This window comes from Rhodococcus sp. P-2 (assembly GCF_016598535.1).
Classification (GTDB): domain Bacteria; phylum Actinomycetota; class Actinomycetes; order Mycobacteriales; family Mycobacteriaceae; genus Rhodococcus_F; species Rhodococcus_F baikonurensis.
Window position 1 is genome coordinate 950,442 of the sequence record NZ_CP066779.1, and the last position, 17,774, is coordinate 968,215.

At 60.3% G+C, this 17,774-nt stretch carries 13 protein-coding genes; 9 read left to right on the plus strand and 4 right to left on the minus strand.

What is annotated here, in order from left to right; genetic code table 11:
- Positions 1 to 13 precede the first annotated feature (13 nt).
- Positions 14 to 319, minus strand: a complete 306-nt coding sequence (gene rpsJ, locus I7X09_RS04575; protein WP_003938093.1) for a 30S ribosomal protein S10 — start codon at positions 317 to 319, stop codon at positions 14 to 16.
- Between the two features lie 565 nt (positions 320 to 884).
- On the opposite strand from rpsJ, the gene I7X09_RS04580 reads away from it, so the two are divergent.
- The 5 genes from I7X09_RS04580 (at position 885) to I7X09_RS04600 (ending at position 5,922) form a co-directional block, all read left to right on the plus strand.
- Positions 885 to 1,361, plus strand: a complete 477-nt coding sequence (locus I7X09_RS04580) for a hotdog fold domain-containing protein (protein ID WP_124566554.1) — start codon at positions 885 to 887, stop codon at positions 1,359 to 1,361.
- Between the two features lie 96 nt (positions 1,362 to 1,457).
- Complete coding sequence (locus tag I7X09_RS04585; RefSeq protein WP_124566555.1) at positions 1,458 to 1,982, plus strand: chorismate mutase family protein; 525 nt, start codon at positions 1,458 to 1,460, stop codon at positions 1,980 to 1,982.
- Positions 1,979 to 4,063 (plus strand): aminodeoxychorismate synthase component I, encoded by a 2,085-nt coding sequence (gene pabB, locus I7X09_RS04590; RefSeq protein WP_200315780.1) that lies wholly within the window; start codon positions 1,979 to 1,981, stop codon positions 4,061 to 4,063. The genes I7X09_RS04585 and pabB overlap by 4 nt, the downstream gene beginning before the upstream one ends.
- Before the next feature lie 8 nt (positions 4,064 to 4,071).
- Positions 4,072 to 4,971: a prephenate dehydrogenase dimerization domain-containing protein gene (locus I7X09_RS04595; protein WP_124566557.1), complete on the plus strand. Its 900-nt coding sequence runs from the start codon at positions 4,072 to 4,074 to the stop codon at positions 4,969 to 4,971.
- A 6-nt stretch (positions 4,972 to 4,977) separates the two neighbouring features.
- Positions 4,978 to 5,922 (plus strand): diiron oxygenase, encoded by a 945-nt coding sequence (locus tag I7X09_RS04600; RefSeq protein WP_200315782.1) that lies wholly within the window; start codon positions 4,978 to 4,980, stop codon positions 5,920 to 5,922.
- 7 nt (positions 5,923 to 5,929) lie between these two features.
- On the opposite strand, the gene I7X09_RS04605 is transcribed toward I7X09_RS04600, so the two are convergent.
- Positions 5,930 to 6,784 carry a glycosyltransferase family 2 protein gene (locus I7X09_RS04605; protein WP_019747547.1) on the minus strand — a complete coding sequence of 285 codons (855 nt, stop codon included), beginning with the start codon at positions 6,782 to 6,784 and terminating at the stop codon, positions 5,930 to 5,932.
- Between the two features lie 434 nt (positions 6,785 to 7,218).
- On the opposite strand from I7X09_RS04605, the gene I7X09_RS04610 reads away from it, so the two are divergent.
- From I7X09_RS04610 to I7X09_RS04625, 4 genes are all read left to right on the plus strand, one after another.
- Positions 7,219 to 8,199 carry an ATP-binding cassette domain-containing protein gene (locus tag I7X09_RS04610; RefSeq protein ID WP_200315792.1) on the plus strand — a complete coding sequence of 327 codons (981 nt, stop codon included), beginning with the start codon at positions 7,219 to 7,221 and terminating at the stop codon, positions 8,197 to 8,199.
- The gene (locus I7X09_RS04615) at positions 8,196 to 9,059 is read left to right on the plus strand and encodes an ABC transporter permease (protein WP_200315794.1); all 864 of its coding nucleotides are present in this window, start codon (positions 8,196 to 8,198) and stop codon (positions 9,057 to 9,059) included. Before I7X09_RS04610 ends, I7X09_RS04615 begins: the two co-directional genes overlap by 4 nt.
- Complete coding sequence (locus tag I7X09_RS04620) at positions 9,059 to 9,913, plus strand: ABC transporter permease (RefSeq protein ID WP_200315796.1); 855 nt, start codon at positions 9,059 to 9,061, stop codon at positions 9,911 to 9,913. The genes I7X09_RS04615 and I7X09_RS04620 overlap by 1 nt, the downstream gene beginning before the upstream one ends.
- 132 nt (positions 9,914 to 10,045) lie before the next feature.
- Positions 10,046 to 11,095: an alpha/beta hydrolase gene (locus I7X09_RS04625; protein ID WP_200315798.1), complete on the plus strand. Its 1,050-nt coding sequence runs from the start codon at positions 10,046 to 10,048 to the stop codon at positions 11,093 to 11,095.
- Positions 11,096 to 11,174: 79 nt separating this feature from the next.
- Here I7X09_RS04625 and I7X09_RS04630 read toward each other — a convergent pair whose 3' ends face one another.
- Both I7X09_RS04630 and I7X09_RS04635 read right to left on the minus strand, forming a co-directional pair.
- Positions 11,175 to 11,813: a histidine phosphatase family protein gene (locus tag I7X09_RS04630; protein WP_200315800.1), complete on the minus strand. Its 639-nt coding sequence runs from the start codon at positions 11,811 to 11,813 to the stop codon at positions 11,175 to 11,177.
- Positions 11,810 to 17,668 carry a non-ribosomal peptide synthetase gene (locus I7X09_RS04635; RefSeq protein WP_200315802.1) on the minus strand — a complete coding sequence of 1,953 codons (5,859 nt, stop codon included), beginning with the start codon at positions 17,666 to 17,668 and terminating at the stop codon, positions 11,810 to 11,812. Before I7X09_RS04635 ends, I7X09_RS04630 begins: the two co-directional genes overlap by 4 nt.
- Between the last annotated feature and the right edge of the window lie 106 nt (positions 17,669 to 17,774).

Below are 17,774 nucleotides of genomic sequence, written 5' to 3' on the forward strand. Positions count from 1 at the left end.
TTTGTCTCCGCCGTCACTGAATGTTCACGTCGACACTGGCCGGAAGGTCGATGCGCATGAGCGCGTCAACCGTCTTCGGCGTCGGGTCGAGAATGTCGATCAGCCGCTTGTGAGTACGCATCTCGAAGTGCTCGCGCGAGTCCTTGTACTTGTGCGGCGAGCGGATGACGCAATATACGTTCTTCTCGGTCGGCAACGGCACAGGTCCAACGACGCGGGCACCCGTACGGGTTACCGTCTCGACGATCTTGCGCGCTGACGCGTCGATCGCCTCGTGGTCGTAGGCCTTGAGCCTGATGCGGATCTTTTGTCCCGCCACGCTTAGTGTCCTTTTCTTGCCGCGTTTCGTAGCCCGCCTGGTCAGGCTCGAGCTACCTCGTCTGCACAGTCCTTGCCTGGACGATGACACGACGAACACTGAAGCGATCGGGACCAAGTCGAAGTTCGGGAGACCGTGTTAGCGGTAAACCGAGCATCGGATCGAGATCAGGATCTGCTGCCGCTGTTCGTTTGTCATTGTTCTCCGGTACACGCGGTCGGGCGTGTCGCCTTCTCACTCATCCTGCGCCGGACAATCTTTCGATCATCTGGCGCGTGATGCGTACCGGACGTGTTCGATGTCGAACACAAAGTAGGTACTGCTTCCGTCCTGCATTACTTCTCGTCTTGCATGGTCACAGTCGTTGACCCGATTACCCTGACGGGATCTGCGATCGATCGTCTGTGACGTCTTACCCTTACCCGATCACGGCCGCAAACGACCGCGTCCCGGACAAGGCAACCCGACCAGTATGCCGTACCTGGCCCGATTCCTCAACTCCCCCGAACCAGCCTTTCCGAGTGAGCTGCGCGACAACAACCTTACTCAGAAGTAAGATAGGCACATGACTACTTCCAGCCCCACCTATCGCGGATGGCAGAAATTGCCGGACAACGCCCTCGGACATGCAGTTTTCTCGGCGGCGATGTCCATTCGTGTGCCCTACTTTGCCTCCGTCCTCCCCCGGGTGACCAAGCTGGAACCGGGACTGTGCGAGGTCCGCTCCCCCAAATGGTGGGGCGTCCACAACCATCTCGGCACGTTTCACGCGATCGCAGCATGCAATCTCGCGGAGGTCGCAATGGGCATGCTGAGCGAAGCGACGGTTCCGAACTCGCACCGCTGGATCCCCAAGTCGATGAAGGTCGACTACCTCGCCAAGGCCGAGACCGGCCTACGGGCAGTCGCCCGACTCGAGACTGTGCCGGACTTCGCGGCGATCGAGCGCGGTACCGAACTGGTCGTTCCCATCTCGATCTTCGACCGAGGCGGCAAGGAAGTAGTCCACGCCGAAATCACCACCTGGGTCTCCCCCAAATAGGCACCCCCGTAGGCGCTCACGAACCCGCCTGCATCGCAAGCTGATTCGCCCGCCGGCAGGTTTCGCAGAATTGGGCACCACCGCAGGTTTCGGCGAATGACGATCGTGGAACACCTCCCCGAACGGCGATGGTCGGTCGGGGTTCCGGTGTCCGGAGGTGAGTTGCGTTCCGGGCACCACATTGTCGACCTCGCGTCACGCCGAGCACCGGGAGGCCTCGTGGAAGAGTTCTTGACCACAACGAGTTCCGAAGCAGGCACGCAGACCTCGTCGTATCCGGACAAGGCCGAGGGATTGGACAGCTTCCGGCGCGACCTCGACGCCATCGACGCGCTACTTCTCGAGACGGTGCGGCAGCGGCTGGAACTCTGCCTGCGCATCGGCGAGTGGAAGCGCTCCCGTGAGGTTCCGATGATGCAACCCGGCCGAGTCCGCCTCGTGCAGGAACGGGCGCGTGAATTCGCTCGTAGCCACGACCTCTCCCCTGACTTCTTCAACGCCCTGTACGAGCTGATGATCGCCGAGACCTGTCGACTCGAAGACCTGGTGATCAACGCACCTGTTGAGGAGGAGGACACTGTTCGGGAATCCGTCGGACCGAGATCAGGATCATCGACATGAGTTCCCGCACCCTTCTGGTGGACAATTACGACTCGTTCACCTACAACCTGTTCACCCTGTTGACCGAGGTCAACGGGGTTGTTCCCACCGTGGTCCGCAACGACGCGGATTGGGATTCCCTCGATCTGGCGTCGTACGACAACGTGGTCATCTCCCCCGGTCCCGGCCGGCCGGATCGCGACCGTGATTTCGGAATCAGCCGCCGTTTCATCGAGGAAGCGCCTCTCCCACTTCTCGGTGTCTGTCTCGGCCACCAGGGCCTGTGCGAGTTGTTCGGCGCGGATGTCGTGGTTGCGCCCGTACCGATGCACGGCCGGATTTCGCTGATCGATCACGACGGCTCGGGCATCTTTGCCGGACTTCCGTCGCCGTTCCGAGCTGTTCGCTACCACTCGTTGACCGTCGAGAATCTGCCGAATGCCTTCGTTCGTACCGCGTGGACATCCGACGGTCTGCTCATGGGTGTCCGGCACCGGACCAAGCCGATGTGGGGCGTGCAGTTCCATCCGGAGTCGATCAGTACGGAGTTCGGCATCGATTTGCTCGAGAACTTCCGTGATCTGTCTGTCGGACGAACTCTGGATTCGGTGATCCGACCCGAACCGGCTCCGCAAACACCCGACCTGCGACCGGCGATCAACTACGACGTCGACGACGTGACTCTCGATTTTGCGGTGGATCCGTCGGCGGCCTTTGCAGCACTCTTCGCCGACGGCCCGAACGCGTTCTGGCTGGACCGCGCGGCAACTGCAGAGCCGAGCGCACGCTTTTCGATTCTCGGCGATTCGTCGGGGCCGCTGGCCGAGTTCATCACGTACGACGTGCAGGCCGAGGTACTGACCGTCAGTCGAAAAAGCTTGTCCGACGAGCACATTCGAGTTCCGTTCTTCGATTACCTGGACGGGCAACTCGCGACGCGCTTCGTGCCCTCGCATCCGGAACTCGATTTCAACCTCGGCTACGTGGGCTACCTCGGCTACGAACTGAAGGCGCAGACCGGGGGAAGGGCAGTCCATCCGGCGCCCACTCCTGATGCCGCCCTGGTGTTTGCCGATCGCGCCGTCGTCATCGATCACACCGCCGGCCGCACTCACGTTCTGAGGTTGCGCGAGAAAGTCCGCGACGCCGGCCACGACGATTGGCTCGAATCGACCGTCGACGCCCTGGCGCGACTCGGCGCGGACCTTCCGGAACGCACCCCCGTTCCATTGATCAGCGACACCGTCTGGACGCAGGCTCGCCTGCGGCATGATCGCGATCAGTACCTGTCGTTGATCGGAACGGCCCTCTCGGAGATCCGGGCAGGTGAGTCCTACGAGGTATGTCTGACCAACATGGCGAGCGTCGACGAGACGATCGACGCACGGCGGGCGTTCGAGTATCTACGCTCGATCAATCCGACGCCGTACAGCGCACTGCTCGACTTCACCGGCATCTCGGTGGTCTCGGCCTCGCCTGAGCGGTTCCTTCGCGTCGACTCGGACGGCAACGTCGAGTCCAAGCCGATCAAAGGGACCCGCCCGCGCGGCGTCACGCGAGCGCGTGATGCTGCCCTGAGGCAGGACCTGCTCGACAGCGAGAAGGACCGCGCCGAGAACCTGATGATCGTGGACCTCACTCGCAACGACCTCACCAAGGTCTGCGTTCCGGGAAGTGTCCACGTTCCGAGGCTGTTCGCGATCGAGTCGTACTCGTCCGTTCACCAAATGGTGTCGACTGTGCGTGGACATCTGAGTCCAGGATCGTCGGCGGTGGACTGTGTCCGTGCCGCGTTCCCCGGTGGATCGATGACAGGCGCCCCGAAGGTACGGACGATGGAGATCATCGACCGCCTCGAATCCGGCCCACGTGGGGTCTACTCGGGATCGATCGGGTACTTCGCCCTCGGTGGCGCCGCGGACCTCTCGATCGTAATTCGGTCGCTCGTCTGCACCGAGAGCGGCGTGACCTTCGGAATCGGCGGTGCCATCACAGCGTTGTCCGATCCGGAAGAAGAATTCGACGAGACCACGGTCAAGGCGTCCACGCTGCTCCGTGCGCTCGACGCGGTGTCCTCGCGGGTCCTCGAGTACGGCGGGTAGATCCAGCCATGACGGCGGCATCGGGCACAGCGACGGTTGTCGGCGGGCTGGGTGCCGTCGGATCCATGTTCGTCGAACTGCTTCGTGCCGAGGGGTGGACGGTCACCGTCGTCGACCCAGCGGGCAGCGATCCTGACGGAGACGTAGTCGTCGGAGACATCACGAAACCCAGTGACCGGGTCCTCGCGCACGTGGAGTCCTCGAGCATCATCGTGCTCGCGGTTCCCGAACAGGTCGCTCTGGCCGCACTACCGACGCTTCGAACATCCGGCGCTCTCGTTGTGGACACTCTCTCGGTCAAATCGCGGATGGACGCAGCAATCGCCGACGCGGGCCGAGTACGGGAGTTCCTCGGACTCAACCCCATGTTCCGTCCGTCGCTCGGCCCGCGCGGTCGGGCCGTCATCGCCGTGCCGTACGTCGACGGTCCGCAGTCTCAGAGCTTTCTCGACGTCGTGCGCTCGTGGGGAGCCTCAGTCTCGGTGATGGATGCCGATCGTCACGACCGACTCGCTGCTGCTTCCCAGGTTCTGACCCACGCGTCGGTTCTGGCATTCGGCGTTGCCCTGGCCGAACTCGGAGTTTCCGCGGACGATCTCCTCGCGGTCGCCCCTCCCCCGCATCGGACCTTGCTCGCGCTCCTGGCGCGTGTAGCCGGCGGCGAACCGGAGGTGTACTGGGACGTACAAGCGGGCAATCCGTATGCAGGTGCGACACGAAAAGCACTGTTCGATGCCACCTCACAGGTGGACGCGGCGGCCGAAACCCTCGCGGACTTCACGACGCTGATGAAAACCGCCGAGGCAGCGCTCGACGACCGCTCAGGCCAACTGAACGCGGAGTGCCAGAGCTTGTTCGATCGCATTGCCGAAGGGCACAGAGACATCGCCGAAGGGCACAGAGAGTAGGGCACGATGAGACCTGGAGTCATTCCGCCCAGCCTCCCGGAATTCGACGCTTCCGATCCGGTTGAGAGTGCAATCGTCAGTCGGCTTGCGAGCAACTGGGCACGCCGGGCAACCGTGAAGAAAGCGGAGCCGGAACTGGACGATCTCTTCGATTCGTCGCTGTCCGACTACCCCGAAGCATTGCTCCCGTTCGCAGAGCATCCAACCTACCTGGCATTGAGTCCCGAGCAGAAGCAACGCCTGCAGGCCTGGGCATGGATTGCGTTCAACAAGAACGTTATGGACATCGAGAAGTACGTCGTCAATCCCGGATTCGACGTTCTCGCCGAAGACCGACTCGGCGTCGGTCTCGGAGATTGGGCTGCAGTGGCCGTCAATCAGGCGATGGTCGACGAGCAATATCACACGCTCATGCACTTCAATGCCAGTTCAGCGACCCGTCGAGGCAGGGGCTGGGGGCTGCCGACCAAGGCATTGCCCGACGTCCTGACGGTCCGCACGCGGGCGCAAGCCCTCGACGCAGCCGGTGATCCGCGCAAGATCGCGCTGACACAGTTGGCGTTCATGACCGTCGCCGAGGTGTCGATCACCGCATACCTCGACCTGATCTCCGACGACCCGGGCGTTCAGTCGATCAACCGCGCGACGATCCGGTTGCACGCTCGCGACGAGTACTGCCATGCCTCGATTGCCGGGGAACTGGCGGTGCTGGTCTGGGATTCCCTGGATCGTGGAGATCGCAGCTATCTGTTGGAAGGCTTCGAGGGCGCCATGCGCGCTTTCAGCGGGACCGACTTCGGCGCGTGGCGAGCAATCATGGAGATCGAAGCCATACCCGGCGGACAGAAGATGCTCGACGACGTCGAATCGGGACGGCGCAACGAGCAGTTCGTGCAGGACTACAGCGGTATCGAGAGGTTGTACAAGACCTTGAATCTGGACAGGATGTAGCCGACTCTCACGAATCCACGGGCATAGTGCGGGCTCCGGAACCCGACAGCAGTTTCCGCCATGACAGCCGATCGGTTTGCCGGTCGTACATTCGGTACGCCGGCCACAACAGAGCATGCAGAATTGACGTCTTGAGAATCATCAAACGAAGTCGTGTAGTCATAGCCTGGTGATACTCGAGCGTTGTCACCGATGCCTTGTTGTATGACAGAAACTCGATGGGTCCAGTCTCTCCCCTTCGACCGGAGATTTCGCTCCGCATGTCCAGGTCAGTGCCGAACTGCATCCCTGCCTTCACCAGGCACAGCGACAGATCCACGTCTTCGTGAATGTCGGTGCGATCACTGACCTTGTCGCGGATCGAGCGCCACGACGTCGCCCGAATCGCCATATTCGAACCAGTCAGTGCGTGCGCCGGTTTGATTCCGTGGAAATCGCCACGGGCCTCGGCTTTGTTCACCGCTGCTCGTTGAAGACCCGAAAACGGTGACTCGTAAAACAACGAGAAACCGGTGACGGCATCAAGATCATGAGAAGCGAAGGAACTTCGAACCGCTCGCGCCCACCCTGGTGCGACACGCGAATCCGCATCGACCCTTCCGATGAATTCACCCACTGCGATGTCGAACCCGGCATTACGTGCATGAACAACGCCTTGACGCGGTTCTACAAGATATCGAATTCGAGAATCCCGCTGCTCGAAAGAACGCGCGATTTCAGGGGTGCGGTCGGTGGAATTGTTGTCGACAACAATTATCTCGAGGATTTCGTCCCCTTGACGAGCGAGGGACTCCAAACACCCGGCGATGTAGTCCTCCTCGTTGTACACGGGAACCACCACTGACAACGTGCCGATATCCATGAGCAGTAGGTTACCTCGCCAGAGGGAGTCGACTTGATGATCGAGTCAGGGGTACCCGTCGATCGAGTACGAACTCGTAGTACTCGACGAGCACTCAGCACGCGCGAACACGGTTCACACCTGTCGGCGACCCGAAATCAGGCCCGGTATCGGACACTGTGCGATATCGCACAGTCCAGTCGGTCGGCCTGACCGCGGCTTATCGCCAAGCTGCACATTTGTATCGATCCCCACCGCGCGAAGGCTGGAACGAGGTTGTCCCTCCGGTAACATCCACTGTGCATACGGAGATAGACGTACAAGGTTCCCGCAACCACTGGGGTCCTTACCAGTGACTCCGGCTCGGGCTACGACTTGCTCGAGAAAGGACACGGCCGAGAAGCCGTGTCCAAGCACTGCTCGGCCCGAACACCCATGTAGACAGCGGAGAATTGATGCCCTTATCGACGGACGCGGCGGTAGTCGTGGAGGACGTTCACAAGTCCTTCAAGGATGTGCACGCATTGCGTGGCATCAACTTCCAAGCTCCCAAGGGCACAGTACTCGGCATCCTTGGACCCAACGGCGCAGGTAAGACCACCACCGTCAAGGTTCTGTCCACGTTGATTCGGCCTGACCGCGGCGTCGCAATGGTTGCCGGATACGACGTCGCTCGAAACCCAGCCGACGTTCGTCGTTCGATCATGATGACTGGCCAATTCGCCGCACTCGACGACGCACTCACCGGACGCGAGAACATCGAACTGTTCGCCCGCCTGATGGGCCTCGATCGTGCATCCGCCAGGCAACGAGCCGTGGATCTTCTCGAAGAATTCGATCTCGTGGAAGCTGGTGGTCGAGTTGTTGCAGGATACTCCGGCGGCATGCGACGACGCATCGACATTGCGTGCGGATTGGTGGTGAGGCCAGAAGTCGTATTTCTCGACGAGCCGACGACTGGACTGGACCCTCGCAGCCGCCAGAGCGTGTGGAACCTCGTGCAGACTTTGAAGGAGCAAGGCATCACGGTTCTGCTGACCACTCAGTACCTCGAGGAAGCTGACCTCCTCAGCGACAACATCATTGTCATCGACAAAGGATCTGTCATCGCGGAGGGGACGGCCAACGAATTGAAGGCACGAACCGGCGCGAGCTTCTGCGAAATCGTTCCCGCCGAGACAAGCTTGCTGGGACCAGCAGCCAACGCGTTGGGTAATTTGGTTCCGCCGGACTTCCGCTTCGATCTCGCAGTAGAGAACGGCCGAATTGCAATTCCCGCACCCCGTGGTTCTGCAACCCTTGCAGAAGCCCTGCGGCGTCTCGATCACGCACGGATTCCACTCGCGGACATCGCCCTGCGCAGGCCTTCACTTGACGACGTGTTCCTGTCGTTGACGGGGCAGTCACGTCCGAGCGAAACAAGCGATGCGACGTGACCACGACGACGAAGTACGCAACTCAAGATCTTGCCTTGAAACAGGTAGGTCAACGGTCCATCACCGTGCCGAATGCATCTCGCATCGGACGCCATCGTCGTCCGCAGCCGTCCGCTGTTACACAGTGGTGGACTCTTACCGGCCGTACCGTTCGCGCAATGATTCGCCGCCACGAATTGCTCGTCGCAATCGTCGCGCCATTGATCTTCACGGTCGGCTTTTACCTGCCCCTCAAGTTTGTAATGCAGCTGCAGGGAATCAATTACGCACAGTTCTTGATGCCGATCATCGTCTTGCAGGCGATGGCCTTTACTTCGATCTCAGCGGCGCAGATGTCGGCGACCGAACGCATCACAGGCTTCAGCAGTCGGATGCAAACCATGCCGGTATTCGGCCCGGTTCCACTGTTTTCGCGGATGAGTAGTGGATTCCTCCGGTCAGTCGTCTCACTGACAGCAGCTCTGATCTACGGATACGCGATCGGATTTCGCTTCGTCGGTGGTCTGTCACAGGCCGTGCTCTTCTGCGTGATCGCGTTGACTTTCAGTACATGTTTGGCGCTCGGTGGTGATGCAATCGGCTCACTGTCGAAGAGCCCGCAAGCAACCAGTCAGGCATTGACACTTCCCCAATTGATCCTCGGAATGCTCTCGTGTGGATTTGTTCCGGAGAGCGGATTCCCGGAATGGATCAGACCGTTCGTACGCAATCAGCCCGTATCTCAGTTCTCCTACGCCATGCGTGACCTGGCTGCCGGCACCCTCACACCGAATACGTTGGTGCCAGTTGCGGCTTGGTCGATCGGCTTGATAGCGGTATGTGGGCCTCTCGCATACTGGGCAAGTACGAGGCGTGTGTAATGAGTTCTCTCGAAAAGAGCGAGGAAATACGCAGCGGGCGGACGCTCGCTTTCCCACTACCCAACGCTGCACTACCCGAGAGTTCGGCTGGTGCGCTCTGGACCCACAGCCTCATACAGGCGAAACGCCTTCTGATCACTTGGGCGCGCGATCCTTCGACCACAATCCAAGCGCTCGTTTACCCCGCATTGACCTTGATCATGTTTCGCGTTGTTCTGGGTAATTCCATCACCGCTGCCACCGGGCAATCGAGTATCTACGGGACAGTCCCGCTCATCATTCTCGTGGGAGCGATGTTCGGTTCGATCGCCAGCGCAGTTGGCTTGCGGAGCGAGAGGAAGAGCGGTCTGCTCGCTCGTTTCTGGACGCTGCCCGCACACCGCGCGTCGGGTCTAGTAGGCCGGATGATGGCCGAGGCCGTTCGAGTTCTACTGACCACGATCGTCATCATCGGCGTAGGTTATGCCGTCGGGTTCCGGTTCACTCAGGGCCCGCTTGCGGCAGTGGCAATGATACTTCTACCCATCGCATTCGGCATCGGGTTCGCGGTAATGGTCACGGCTCTCGCCACCATGTCGGAAAATGTCCCCCTCGTCGAATTGGTTTCCATTGGGTGCACCTTGTTGATGTTCTTCAACAGCGGTTTTGTCCCGACAATGGCATATCCGGTTTGGCTTCAACCCGTAATTGCCGCACAACCGATGTCCGTCGCAGTCGACGCGATGCGCGGACTTTCACTCGGCGGGCCGGTGCTCGTACCGGTACTGAAAATGCTTGCCTGGTCAGCGGGAATGATCGCTGTATTTCTGTATCCTGCGATTCGGGGTTACCGCCGCGCGGCGGAGACTTCATGACAGACACAACCAGCGCGTGTGCCCTTCCACAGAATTTGAAAATCTGAATCCGGTAACGGACCACAAACAATAACCGACTTAATTCTCTGAATGCGACATGGTCGCAATCGATCAACCGAAAGGTATGAGGTCTTGACGCGAAATTCCACTACCTGGCGACGCACCGTACAGATCGGTGTATTGGCTGTTGCCAGCTCACTGCTCACAGCCGGCCTCGCGCAGGCCACCCCCGCGCGCGTCGGTGGCGACTCATCCGAATCAGCGTCGACAGGCTCCTACATCAAATCCGTCGAGAAGGTCAACGACCGTCAGCTCGTCGTCAACGTCTACGCGGCGTCGATGGACAAGGACGTTCCGATTCAGGTGATCACCCCGGCAGACAACTCGGAACCTCGCCCGATCGTCTATCTGCTGAACGGTGCCGGCGGCGGAGAAGATGCCGCCACATGGGAACTACAAACTGACGTAGTCGATTTCTTCGCTGACAAGAACGTGAACGTCGCCACGCCTGTCGGTGGGCGTCTCTCCTACTACACCGACTGGGAGAAGGACGACCCCAAGGCCGGACGGAACAAGTGGTCGACCTTCCTGGGCAAGGAATTGCCTCCATTGTTGAACGAAGAGCTGGGTAGCAACGGTAAGCAAGCCATCTCGGCCATCTCGATGTCCGGTACATCAGTACTGAACTTGGCGATCGAGTACCCCGGTTTCTACAGTTCTGTTGCCGCCTACAGTGGCTGCGCACAGACCAGCGATCCCCTCGGACAAGCATTCGTCCGGACAACCACGGAATGGATCGGCGGCGTCGAGGACATCACGAATATGTGGGGTCCATTGGACGGACCGGGATGGGTCGAACACGATCCGCTCGTCAACGCCGAGAAGCTGCGTGGGACGCCCATTTACATGAGCACGGGCAACGGAATTCCCGGAATTCCGAACGACACTTTCCTCAACCCACGCCTGAGCGATGGTCGCGCGTACACCGAGAACCAGATCATCATCGGCGGCCCAATCGAGGCAGCGACCAACCTTTGCACTTCGAACATGGCCAAGCGCCTGTATGAATTGAATATTCCGGCCGTTGTCGACTTCCAGCCGGTCGGGACCCACTCGTGGGGCTACTGGCAGGATCAGCTACACAAATCATGGCCGTTCATCGCCGGTTCGCTCGGAATCTAAGACAACCGCGGGAACATAACCAGCCAGCCTGTTCTTCTCGATCAAATGCGATAAGAACAGGCTGGCTTTCCTCTATACCTCAGTCCGTAGGTACATGGCTTGCGGAATAGCTGACATCAACGAGGGCTTCGCCAGAAAAAGTGACTGAAGTGATCGAAGTGTGAACCACATCGCGTTCATGCTGTCGACGCCACAATGATTCGCTCCTCAACGAACGCCGCAAGGTACAGATGGGCAGCTCGTGACTGAAGCACACGCCCTCCTTGCCCGCGCTCCGACGCCGAGCCGAATCCAGGGCAGCAGACATACGTCTGACCATCGATTTGTAGCTCTCCCCCCACGAAGGCGTCACTGGATTCCACGTTTTGAGCAGCAACCCGACCGACGGCTTCAGTCTCGGGTCTCCCGCTGCGATCCCGTCGAACCTTCCCTCCCACTCCACAAGATCTTCGTTCTTCTCGATGGGTAGATTCAACAAATCGGCTAGCGGAGTGGCAGTCTCAATCGCACGTTCGAGCGGGCTGGAGAAGATCGAAGAGATTGGACGATCACCGAGAATCTCGGCGACTGCCTTCGCCTGGCGATTGCCCAATTCGGAAAGCGAGTATCCGGGTAGCCGGCCGTAGATTACTTTCGACGGATTGAACACCTCTCCGTGACGTACGAAATGCACGACAGTGCGAGGTTCGGCCGACCGAGCCGGGGTTTCATCAGTCATGACGAGCGCTTCTCCTGCATACGTAGGTACTCGGCGACGATCGGCCCGATCAACTCGAGCTTGTCCGGATGCATCATCGACGTGTGATTGCTGTCGATATCGATGTCAGTGATCTGTCCACCGATCACCGATCTCCATTCGTCTGTCACTGTGAAGTCCATGTCCATGTCCGCAGCTGCCCGGAACATCACCACGTCGCCATCATATTTGCGCGGCGCATACCCGGAGATCAATTCACCACTCGCCGAAGCGAAGTCGTAAAGTGCGCCAATCTGTGTCTCAGTCATGAACGACACCGAGTCCAGCGTTTTACCGATAGCGATGATCTGGCTGCGATCAAGAGAATTGGCGTCGGCACCTTCACCGAGTTCCACTCCCCAACTAGCTGCCATGTCACGGGTGTTCTCGAGCGCTACATCATCGTCGACCTCCCTCGGATGACGTGGGTCCACCATGAACAGAGAGACCTCGAAACCTTGCTCGCGTAAAAGAACAGCACATGCATGGCCGATGAACCCTCCAACTGAGTGGCCGATTATGTTAAACGGTCCAGTCGGATTCACATCGATCATCTCACGCACGTAACGGTGCGCTAGCTCGTCGACAGAGGTCGGTAATGCCCACGCCTCCGTCATTACGGGAGTTTGCAGGCCGTAGATCGGTGTATCTGCCTCTAGATACGGAGCGAAGCCCGAGGCCTTCCACGCCAGACCACTCATTGCATGGATATAGAAGAGCGGTGGCCGCTGTCCTTCGATGCGAACGGGAAAGAGCACGCCGATCGCATGATCGTCCGGTGTCGCGGAACCTGATTCCCGAGCATCTTCGATCCTGGCAGCGAGCAATTCGGGTGTCGATGCGCCGAAGAGCATGCGGACAGGAACATCGAAATCGAGTGTGCTGCTCAAGTTGGCGGTCAATTTCATCGCGATGAGGGAGTTGCCACCCAACTCGAAGAAATCATCATCCAACCCCACCCGATCAACACCCAACACACCCACAAACGCCGACGCCACCACCAACTCCACCGACGACACCGGAGCCCGAAACACCCGAGCCTCGAACACCGGCTCCGGCAACAACGCCCGATCCAACTTCCCCGACGAATTAAGTGGGAACGCATCCAACACCACCACAGCAGCCGGAACCATATAACCCGGAACCCGCTCCCCCACAAACCCCCGCAACACACTCACATCCACAACCGACCCCACCGCCGGCACCACATACCCCACCAACTGATCACCCATCGCCGACCCACGCACCACCACCGCAGCCGACAACACCGACCCATGCGACACCAACGCCGCCTCGATCTCCCCCAACTCGATCCGCTGACCACGGAACTTCACCTGAAAATCAGTACGACCGATGTACTCCAACTCACCAATCGAGTTCCAACGGACAAGATCCCCCGTCCGATACATCCGCTCACCCGAACCGAACGGCGACGCCACAAACCGATCCGCACTCAAATCCGGACGACCCACATACCCCCGAGCCAACTGCACACCCGACAAATACAACTCACCCGCAACACCCACAGCAACCGGCCGAAGGCGCGAATCCAACACAAACACCCGGCAATTCCACTCCGGCACACCAATCGAGACCACAGTCCCCGACCCAGCAGCCGTCACATCCGCAAACGTAAACGACACCGCCGCCTCAGTCGGACCATACAAATTATGCAACCGCGCCGACGACACCAACCCGAACTCACGCACCGCCTCCACCGGCAACGCCTCACCGATCACCAACACATCACGCAACGAACCCAACAACCCCGGATCCACCAACGACGAAAACGTCGACAACATCGTCGGCACAAAATCCGTCACCGACACACCCTGATCATCAATCACCGACGCCAAATACCCCGGATCCCGATGACCATCAGCCGCCGCCAACACCAACACCGCACCCACCCGCAACGGCATGAAAAAACCCCACAACGACACAGCGAACGTCGTCGCCGTCGTCTGCAAATACACATCAGACGTCGGCCAGCGGTACTCGACCGGCATGAACTCCAACTGATTCACAATCGCCGCATGCGAGACCGCCACACCCTTCGGCCGACCCGTCGACCCCGACGTGAAAATCACATACGCCGTATTCGACGCCCGCAACGGCGAGCGCCGATCCACATCAGAAACCCGCGCACCCGAAAAACCAGACACATCAACAACATCCACACACACAACCCGACGACCCGACGCCACGAAACCATCACGCTCCGTCGACACCACACACACCGGGTCCGCCGAATCCAACACATACTCATTACGCGAAGACGGCGCATCAGGATCCAACGGCACCCACGCCCCACCCGCACGCACAATCGCATACAAACCAACCAACAAATCAACCGACCGCCGAACAGCCAACCCCACCAACGACTCCGGCCCAACACCCAAACCAATCAAATAACGCGCAAACCTATTAACCCTCTCATCGAACTCCCCATACGAGAGCACCACATCCCCACACACCACCGCCCGCGACCCCGAACAAACCCCCACCACAGAATCAAAACCATCCAACAACAACCCACCCACAACCGGACGAGACGTGTCGTTCCACGACTCGAGCACCAAAGCACGCTCAGGCGCCGTCATGACCTCGACGTCACCGACCGCTGAACCGGGATCTGCGACCATCGCGCGCAGTATGCGGACAAACCGATCGGTGAAGGCGGACACGGTCGAGGCATCGAACAGATCCGTGGCGTAGAGCCAGGACAGCACGATCCCCGCGGCATCCCCCGACTCGTTTTCCCGTGGAGCTGCGGTCAATTGCAAATCGAACTTCGCGATGTCGACGCCCGCGTCGAATCCGGAGACACGCAGTCCGGGCAATTCCAGTGCGTCGTCGGCCATGTTCTGGAAGAACAGCGCAACTTGGAACAACGGGTGGTGCGCTTGGGATCGTGCCGGGTCGAGCACTTCGACAAGCCGCTCGAATGGCACATCGGCGTTGGCGAAAGCCCCCAGATCGATGTCACGCACATGGTCGAACAAATCGGAGAAGCTTGCTCCTGGGTTCACGGCCGTGCGTAACACCAGGGTGTTTACGAACATGCCGATCAGATCGTCGAGTTCGGGTTCCCCTCGTCCAGAGATTGGTGAACCGATCGCCACGTCACCGCTGCCGCTCGACCTTGCCAACAGTACCGCCAGCGCCGCATGGACGACCATGAACAGTGACACGTTGTGGTCAAGTGCGAGTTGCTCCAGGGCACTGTGCAATTCAGCGTCCACGTCCGAACGGTGGACGCCGCCCCTGGTGGAGAGAATTGAGGGTCGTGGACGGTCGGCCGGGAGTTCGATCTTCTCCGGCAGGTCTCGCAAGGTCGTCTTCCAGTACGCGAGCTGCTCGGACATCAATGATGTAGGATCGGAATCCACGCCGAGAACCTCACGCTGCCACATCGCGAAGTCTGCGTACTGCACCGGCAGCGGTGTCCACTCCGGACTCCGGCCGTCCACACGCGCAAGGTAGGCGAACGCAACGTCCCGAACCAACGGCGCTACGGAAACGCCGTCCGCTGAAATGTGGTGAATGACCATCGCCAGGACGTACTCGGACGGATCCGTCTGGAAAAGCTTGACCCGCAACGGAACTGCCGAGCTGACGTCGAATCCGGCGGTAACGAGCGTCAACAGTTCGCCGAGAAGTGCCGAATCGGCCAACGGAACGGGATCGAGGTCGATGTCTGCGGTCGATTCCGGCAGAATTTGCTGATAGCCCACACCGTCGATTCTTGGGTAGACAGTACGAAGGACTTCGTGCCGAGCTACGACGTCACCGACCGCTGAGGCGAGCGCAACCGTGTCAAGCTCACCACTCAGGCGGAGGACGATCGGAATGTTGTTGACAGCAGATTCGGAATCGAACTGGCTCAGGAACCACATCCGTTGCTGCGCCAGCGACAACGGCACATGTTCCGGACGAATCACCGGCGCAAGCTGTACTCTGACGGACCCCTCCGCCTCGGCTTCGATTCGGGCAGCCAATGCTTCGACCGTCGATACCTCGAAGAGGGTTTTCACCTGAATGCGTGTCCCGAACGCAGCTCCGAGACGTCCAGCCAGCCTTGCTGCAACAAGTGAGTTGCCGCCGAGTTCGAAGAAGTCGTCTTCGGCACCGACCCTCTCGACTCCGAGCAGGTCGGCGAAGGCCGCTGCCACGAGTACCTGTGCAGGCGTTGATGGTTCGCGGTACGCACGCGAGATGAAGATCGGCTCGGGAAGGCTGTCGGTGTCCAACTTACCCACTGGGGTGAGAGGAATCCGGTCGATGACCATGATCGATGCAGGCACCATGTGGCGCGGAAGAACGGCCCGAGCGCTGGCGGTCAACGAGTCTGGGTCCAGGTCGACGTCGGCATTCGCCATGACATACGACACCAGCGCGGCGTCACCTGAGGAACCGGTGATCGCGACGGTGGCGACGAAGTCGACTCCGGGTTGGGCGGCAAGGACGGCATTGATCTCGCCCAGTTCGATCCGGAAGCCGCGAATCTTGACCTGTGAGTCCCCCCGCCCGAGATATTCGAGGTCGCGCTCACCACCGGTCTGATCGGTGGCTCCGCCATCGCCGCCGGTGCGGATCCACCGCACGGTATCGCCGGTCCGGTAGAGCCGCTCCCCGGCGCCGCCGAGCGGATTTGCGACAAAACTTGCCGCCGTAGTTGCGGACAGGCCGTTGTACCCGCGGGCAAGGTGGGTGCCCGACAGGTAGAGTTCGCCGGCGGTTCCGGTGGCGACCGGCTGAAGTCGAGAATCGAGGACGAACACGCCGACACCACGGACGGGACCACCGATCGTCACGGGACGATCGACGGTCAACTCGGCGATGTTGCTGGCGACGGTGGCTTCCGTGGGTCCGTATGCGTTGAAGAACCGTCGGCCGGGCGCCCAGGTGGACAGCAGCGCGGGTGAACACGCTTCACCGCCGACGACCACCACCGCGAGATTGTCGAACTGGTGGGCGCCGTCAAGGGAAATCGAACCCAGCGCTGCCGGGGTCACAAACGCGTGCGTGATCTTTTCCGCCACCAGGAGTTCCGCGAGTTCGTCGCCGCCGAACATGTCCGGACGCGCGATCACCATCGTCGAGCCTGCACCGACGGCGAGCAGCAGTTCGAGCACGGAAGCGTCGAAACTCGGCGAAGCAAAATGCAGTGTCCGCGACGTAGAGGTGAGCGCATACCGTTCGACCTGTTCCGCACACAGGTCTGAAAGCCCGGCGTGGGTGACGACGACGCCCTTGGGCCGTCCTGTCGACCCCGAGGTGTAGATCACGTATGCCGGATGATCCACGCGAAGGGTTCGAACGCGTTCGGTATACGAGACCGGATCCGGGGAGATACCGGACAACTCGGCCGTCAACACGTCGCCGTCCACTTCCAGCCATTGGACGCTGCGAGGGCGGTCGATAGCGTACGCGGCCGTGGTCAGCCCTATCGAGGCTGCAGAATCGGTGATCATGTGTTCGACGCGGTCTGCAGGATAGCTGGGATCGACCGGCACGAAAGCTGCGCCGGTCTTGGCCACCGCCCACACCGCACAGACCGACTCGACGGAGCGGGGAATCGACACCGCCACCCGGTCCTCCGGCCCGATTCCGCGGCTGATGAGCAACCGAGCCAGACGCGAGGACAGCGCGTCCACTTCGGCATAAGTGAGGGTTTGACCCCCGAATGTGATCGCCGGTGCTGCTGGGTTGAGGTCCACTGCAGCTGCGAGTAACTGAGGCAGCAATGGCACCCGCGCGCGCCTGGTGCGTGCCGGTCGTTCGTTCCTGCCGGCGCGAGATGTCTTCCGCCGGGTCGCGTCGTCAGTACTCATACGACCGCCACCTGCGGTCGAACGGTGTGTACGGAGACCCAACGCTGCATCGAGCAACTCACCTTCGCGTCATACTTCTGAACTGTCACTACCGGTCTGTCCAGAC

Excerpts from the sequence above, each read along its gene's own strand:
- I7X09_RS04605 (WP_019747547.1), bottom strand. The coding sequence starts at position 6,784 with ATGGATATCGGCACGTTGTCAGTGGTGGTTCCCGTGTACAACGAGGAG.
- I7X09_RS04610 (WP_200315792.1), top strand. The coding sequence starts at position 7,219 with ATGCCCTTATCGACGGACGCGGCGGTAGTCGTGGAGGACGTTCACAAG.
- pabB (WP_200315780.1), top strand. The coding sequence starts at position 1,979 with ATGAGTTCCCGCACCCTTCTGGTGGACAATTACGACTCGTTCACCTAC.
- I7X09_RS04595 (WP_124566557.1), top strand. The coding sequence starts at position 4,072 with ATGACGGCGGCATCGGGCACAGCGACGGTTGTCGGCGGGCTGGGTGCC.
- I7X09_RS04585 (WP_124566555.1), top strand. The coding sequence starts at position 1,458 with ATGACGATCGTGGAACACCTCCCCGAACGGCGATGGTCGGTCGGGGTT.
- I7X09_RS04620 (WP_200315796.1), top strand. The coding sequence starts at position 9,059 with ATGAGTTCTCTCGAAAAGAGCGAGGAAATACGCAGCGGGCGGACGCTC.
- I7X09_RS04600 (WP_200315782.1), top strand. The coding sequence starts at position 4,978 with ATGAGACCTGGAGTCATTCCGCCCAGCCTCCCGGAATTCGACGCTTCC.
- I7X09_RS04635 (WP_200315802.1), bottom strand. The coding sequence starts at position 17,668 with ATGAGTACTGACGACGCGACCCGGCGGAAGACATCTCGCGCCGGCAGG.
- I7X09_RS04580 (WP_124566554.1), top strand. The coding sequence starts at position 885 with ATGACTACTTCCAGCCCCACCTATCGCGGATGGCAGAAATTGCCGGAC.
- I7X09_RS04630 (WP_200315800.1), bottom strand. The coding sequence starts at position 11,813 with ATGACTGATGAAACCCCGGCTCGGTCGGCCGAACCTCGCACTGTCGTG.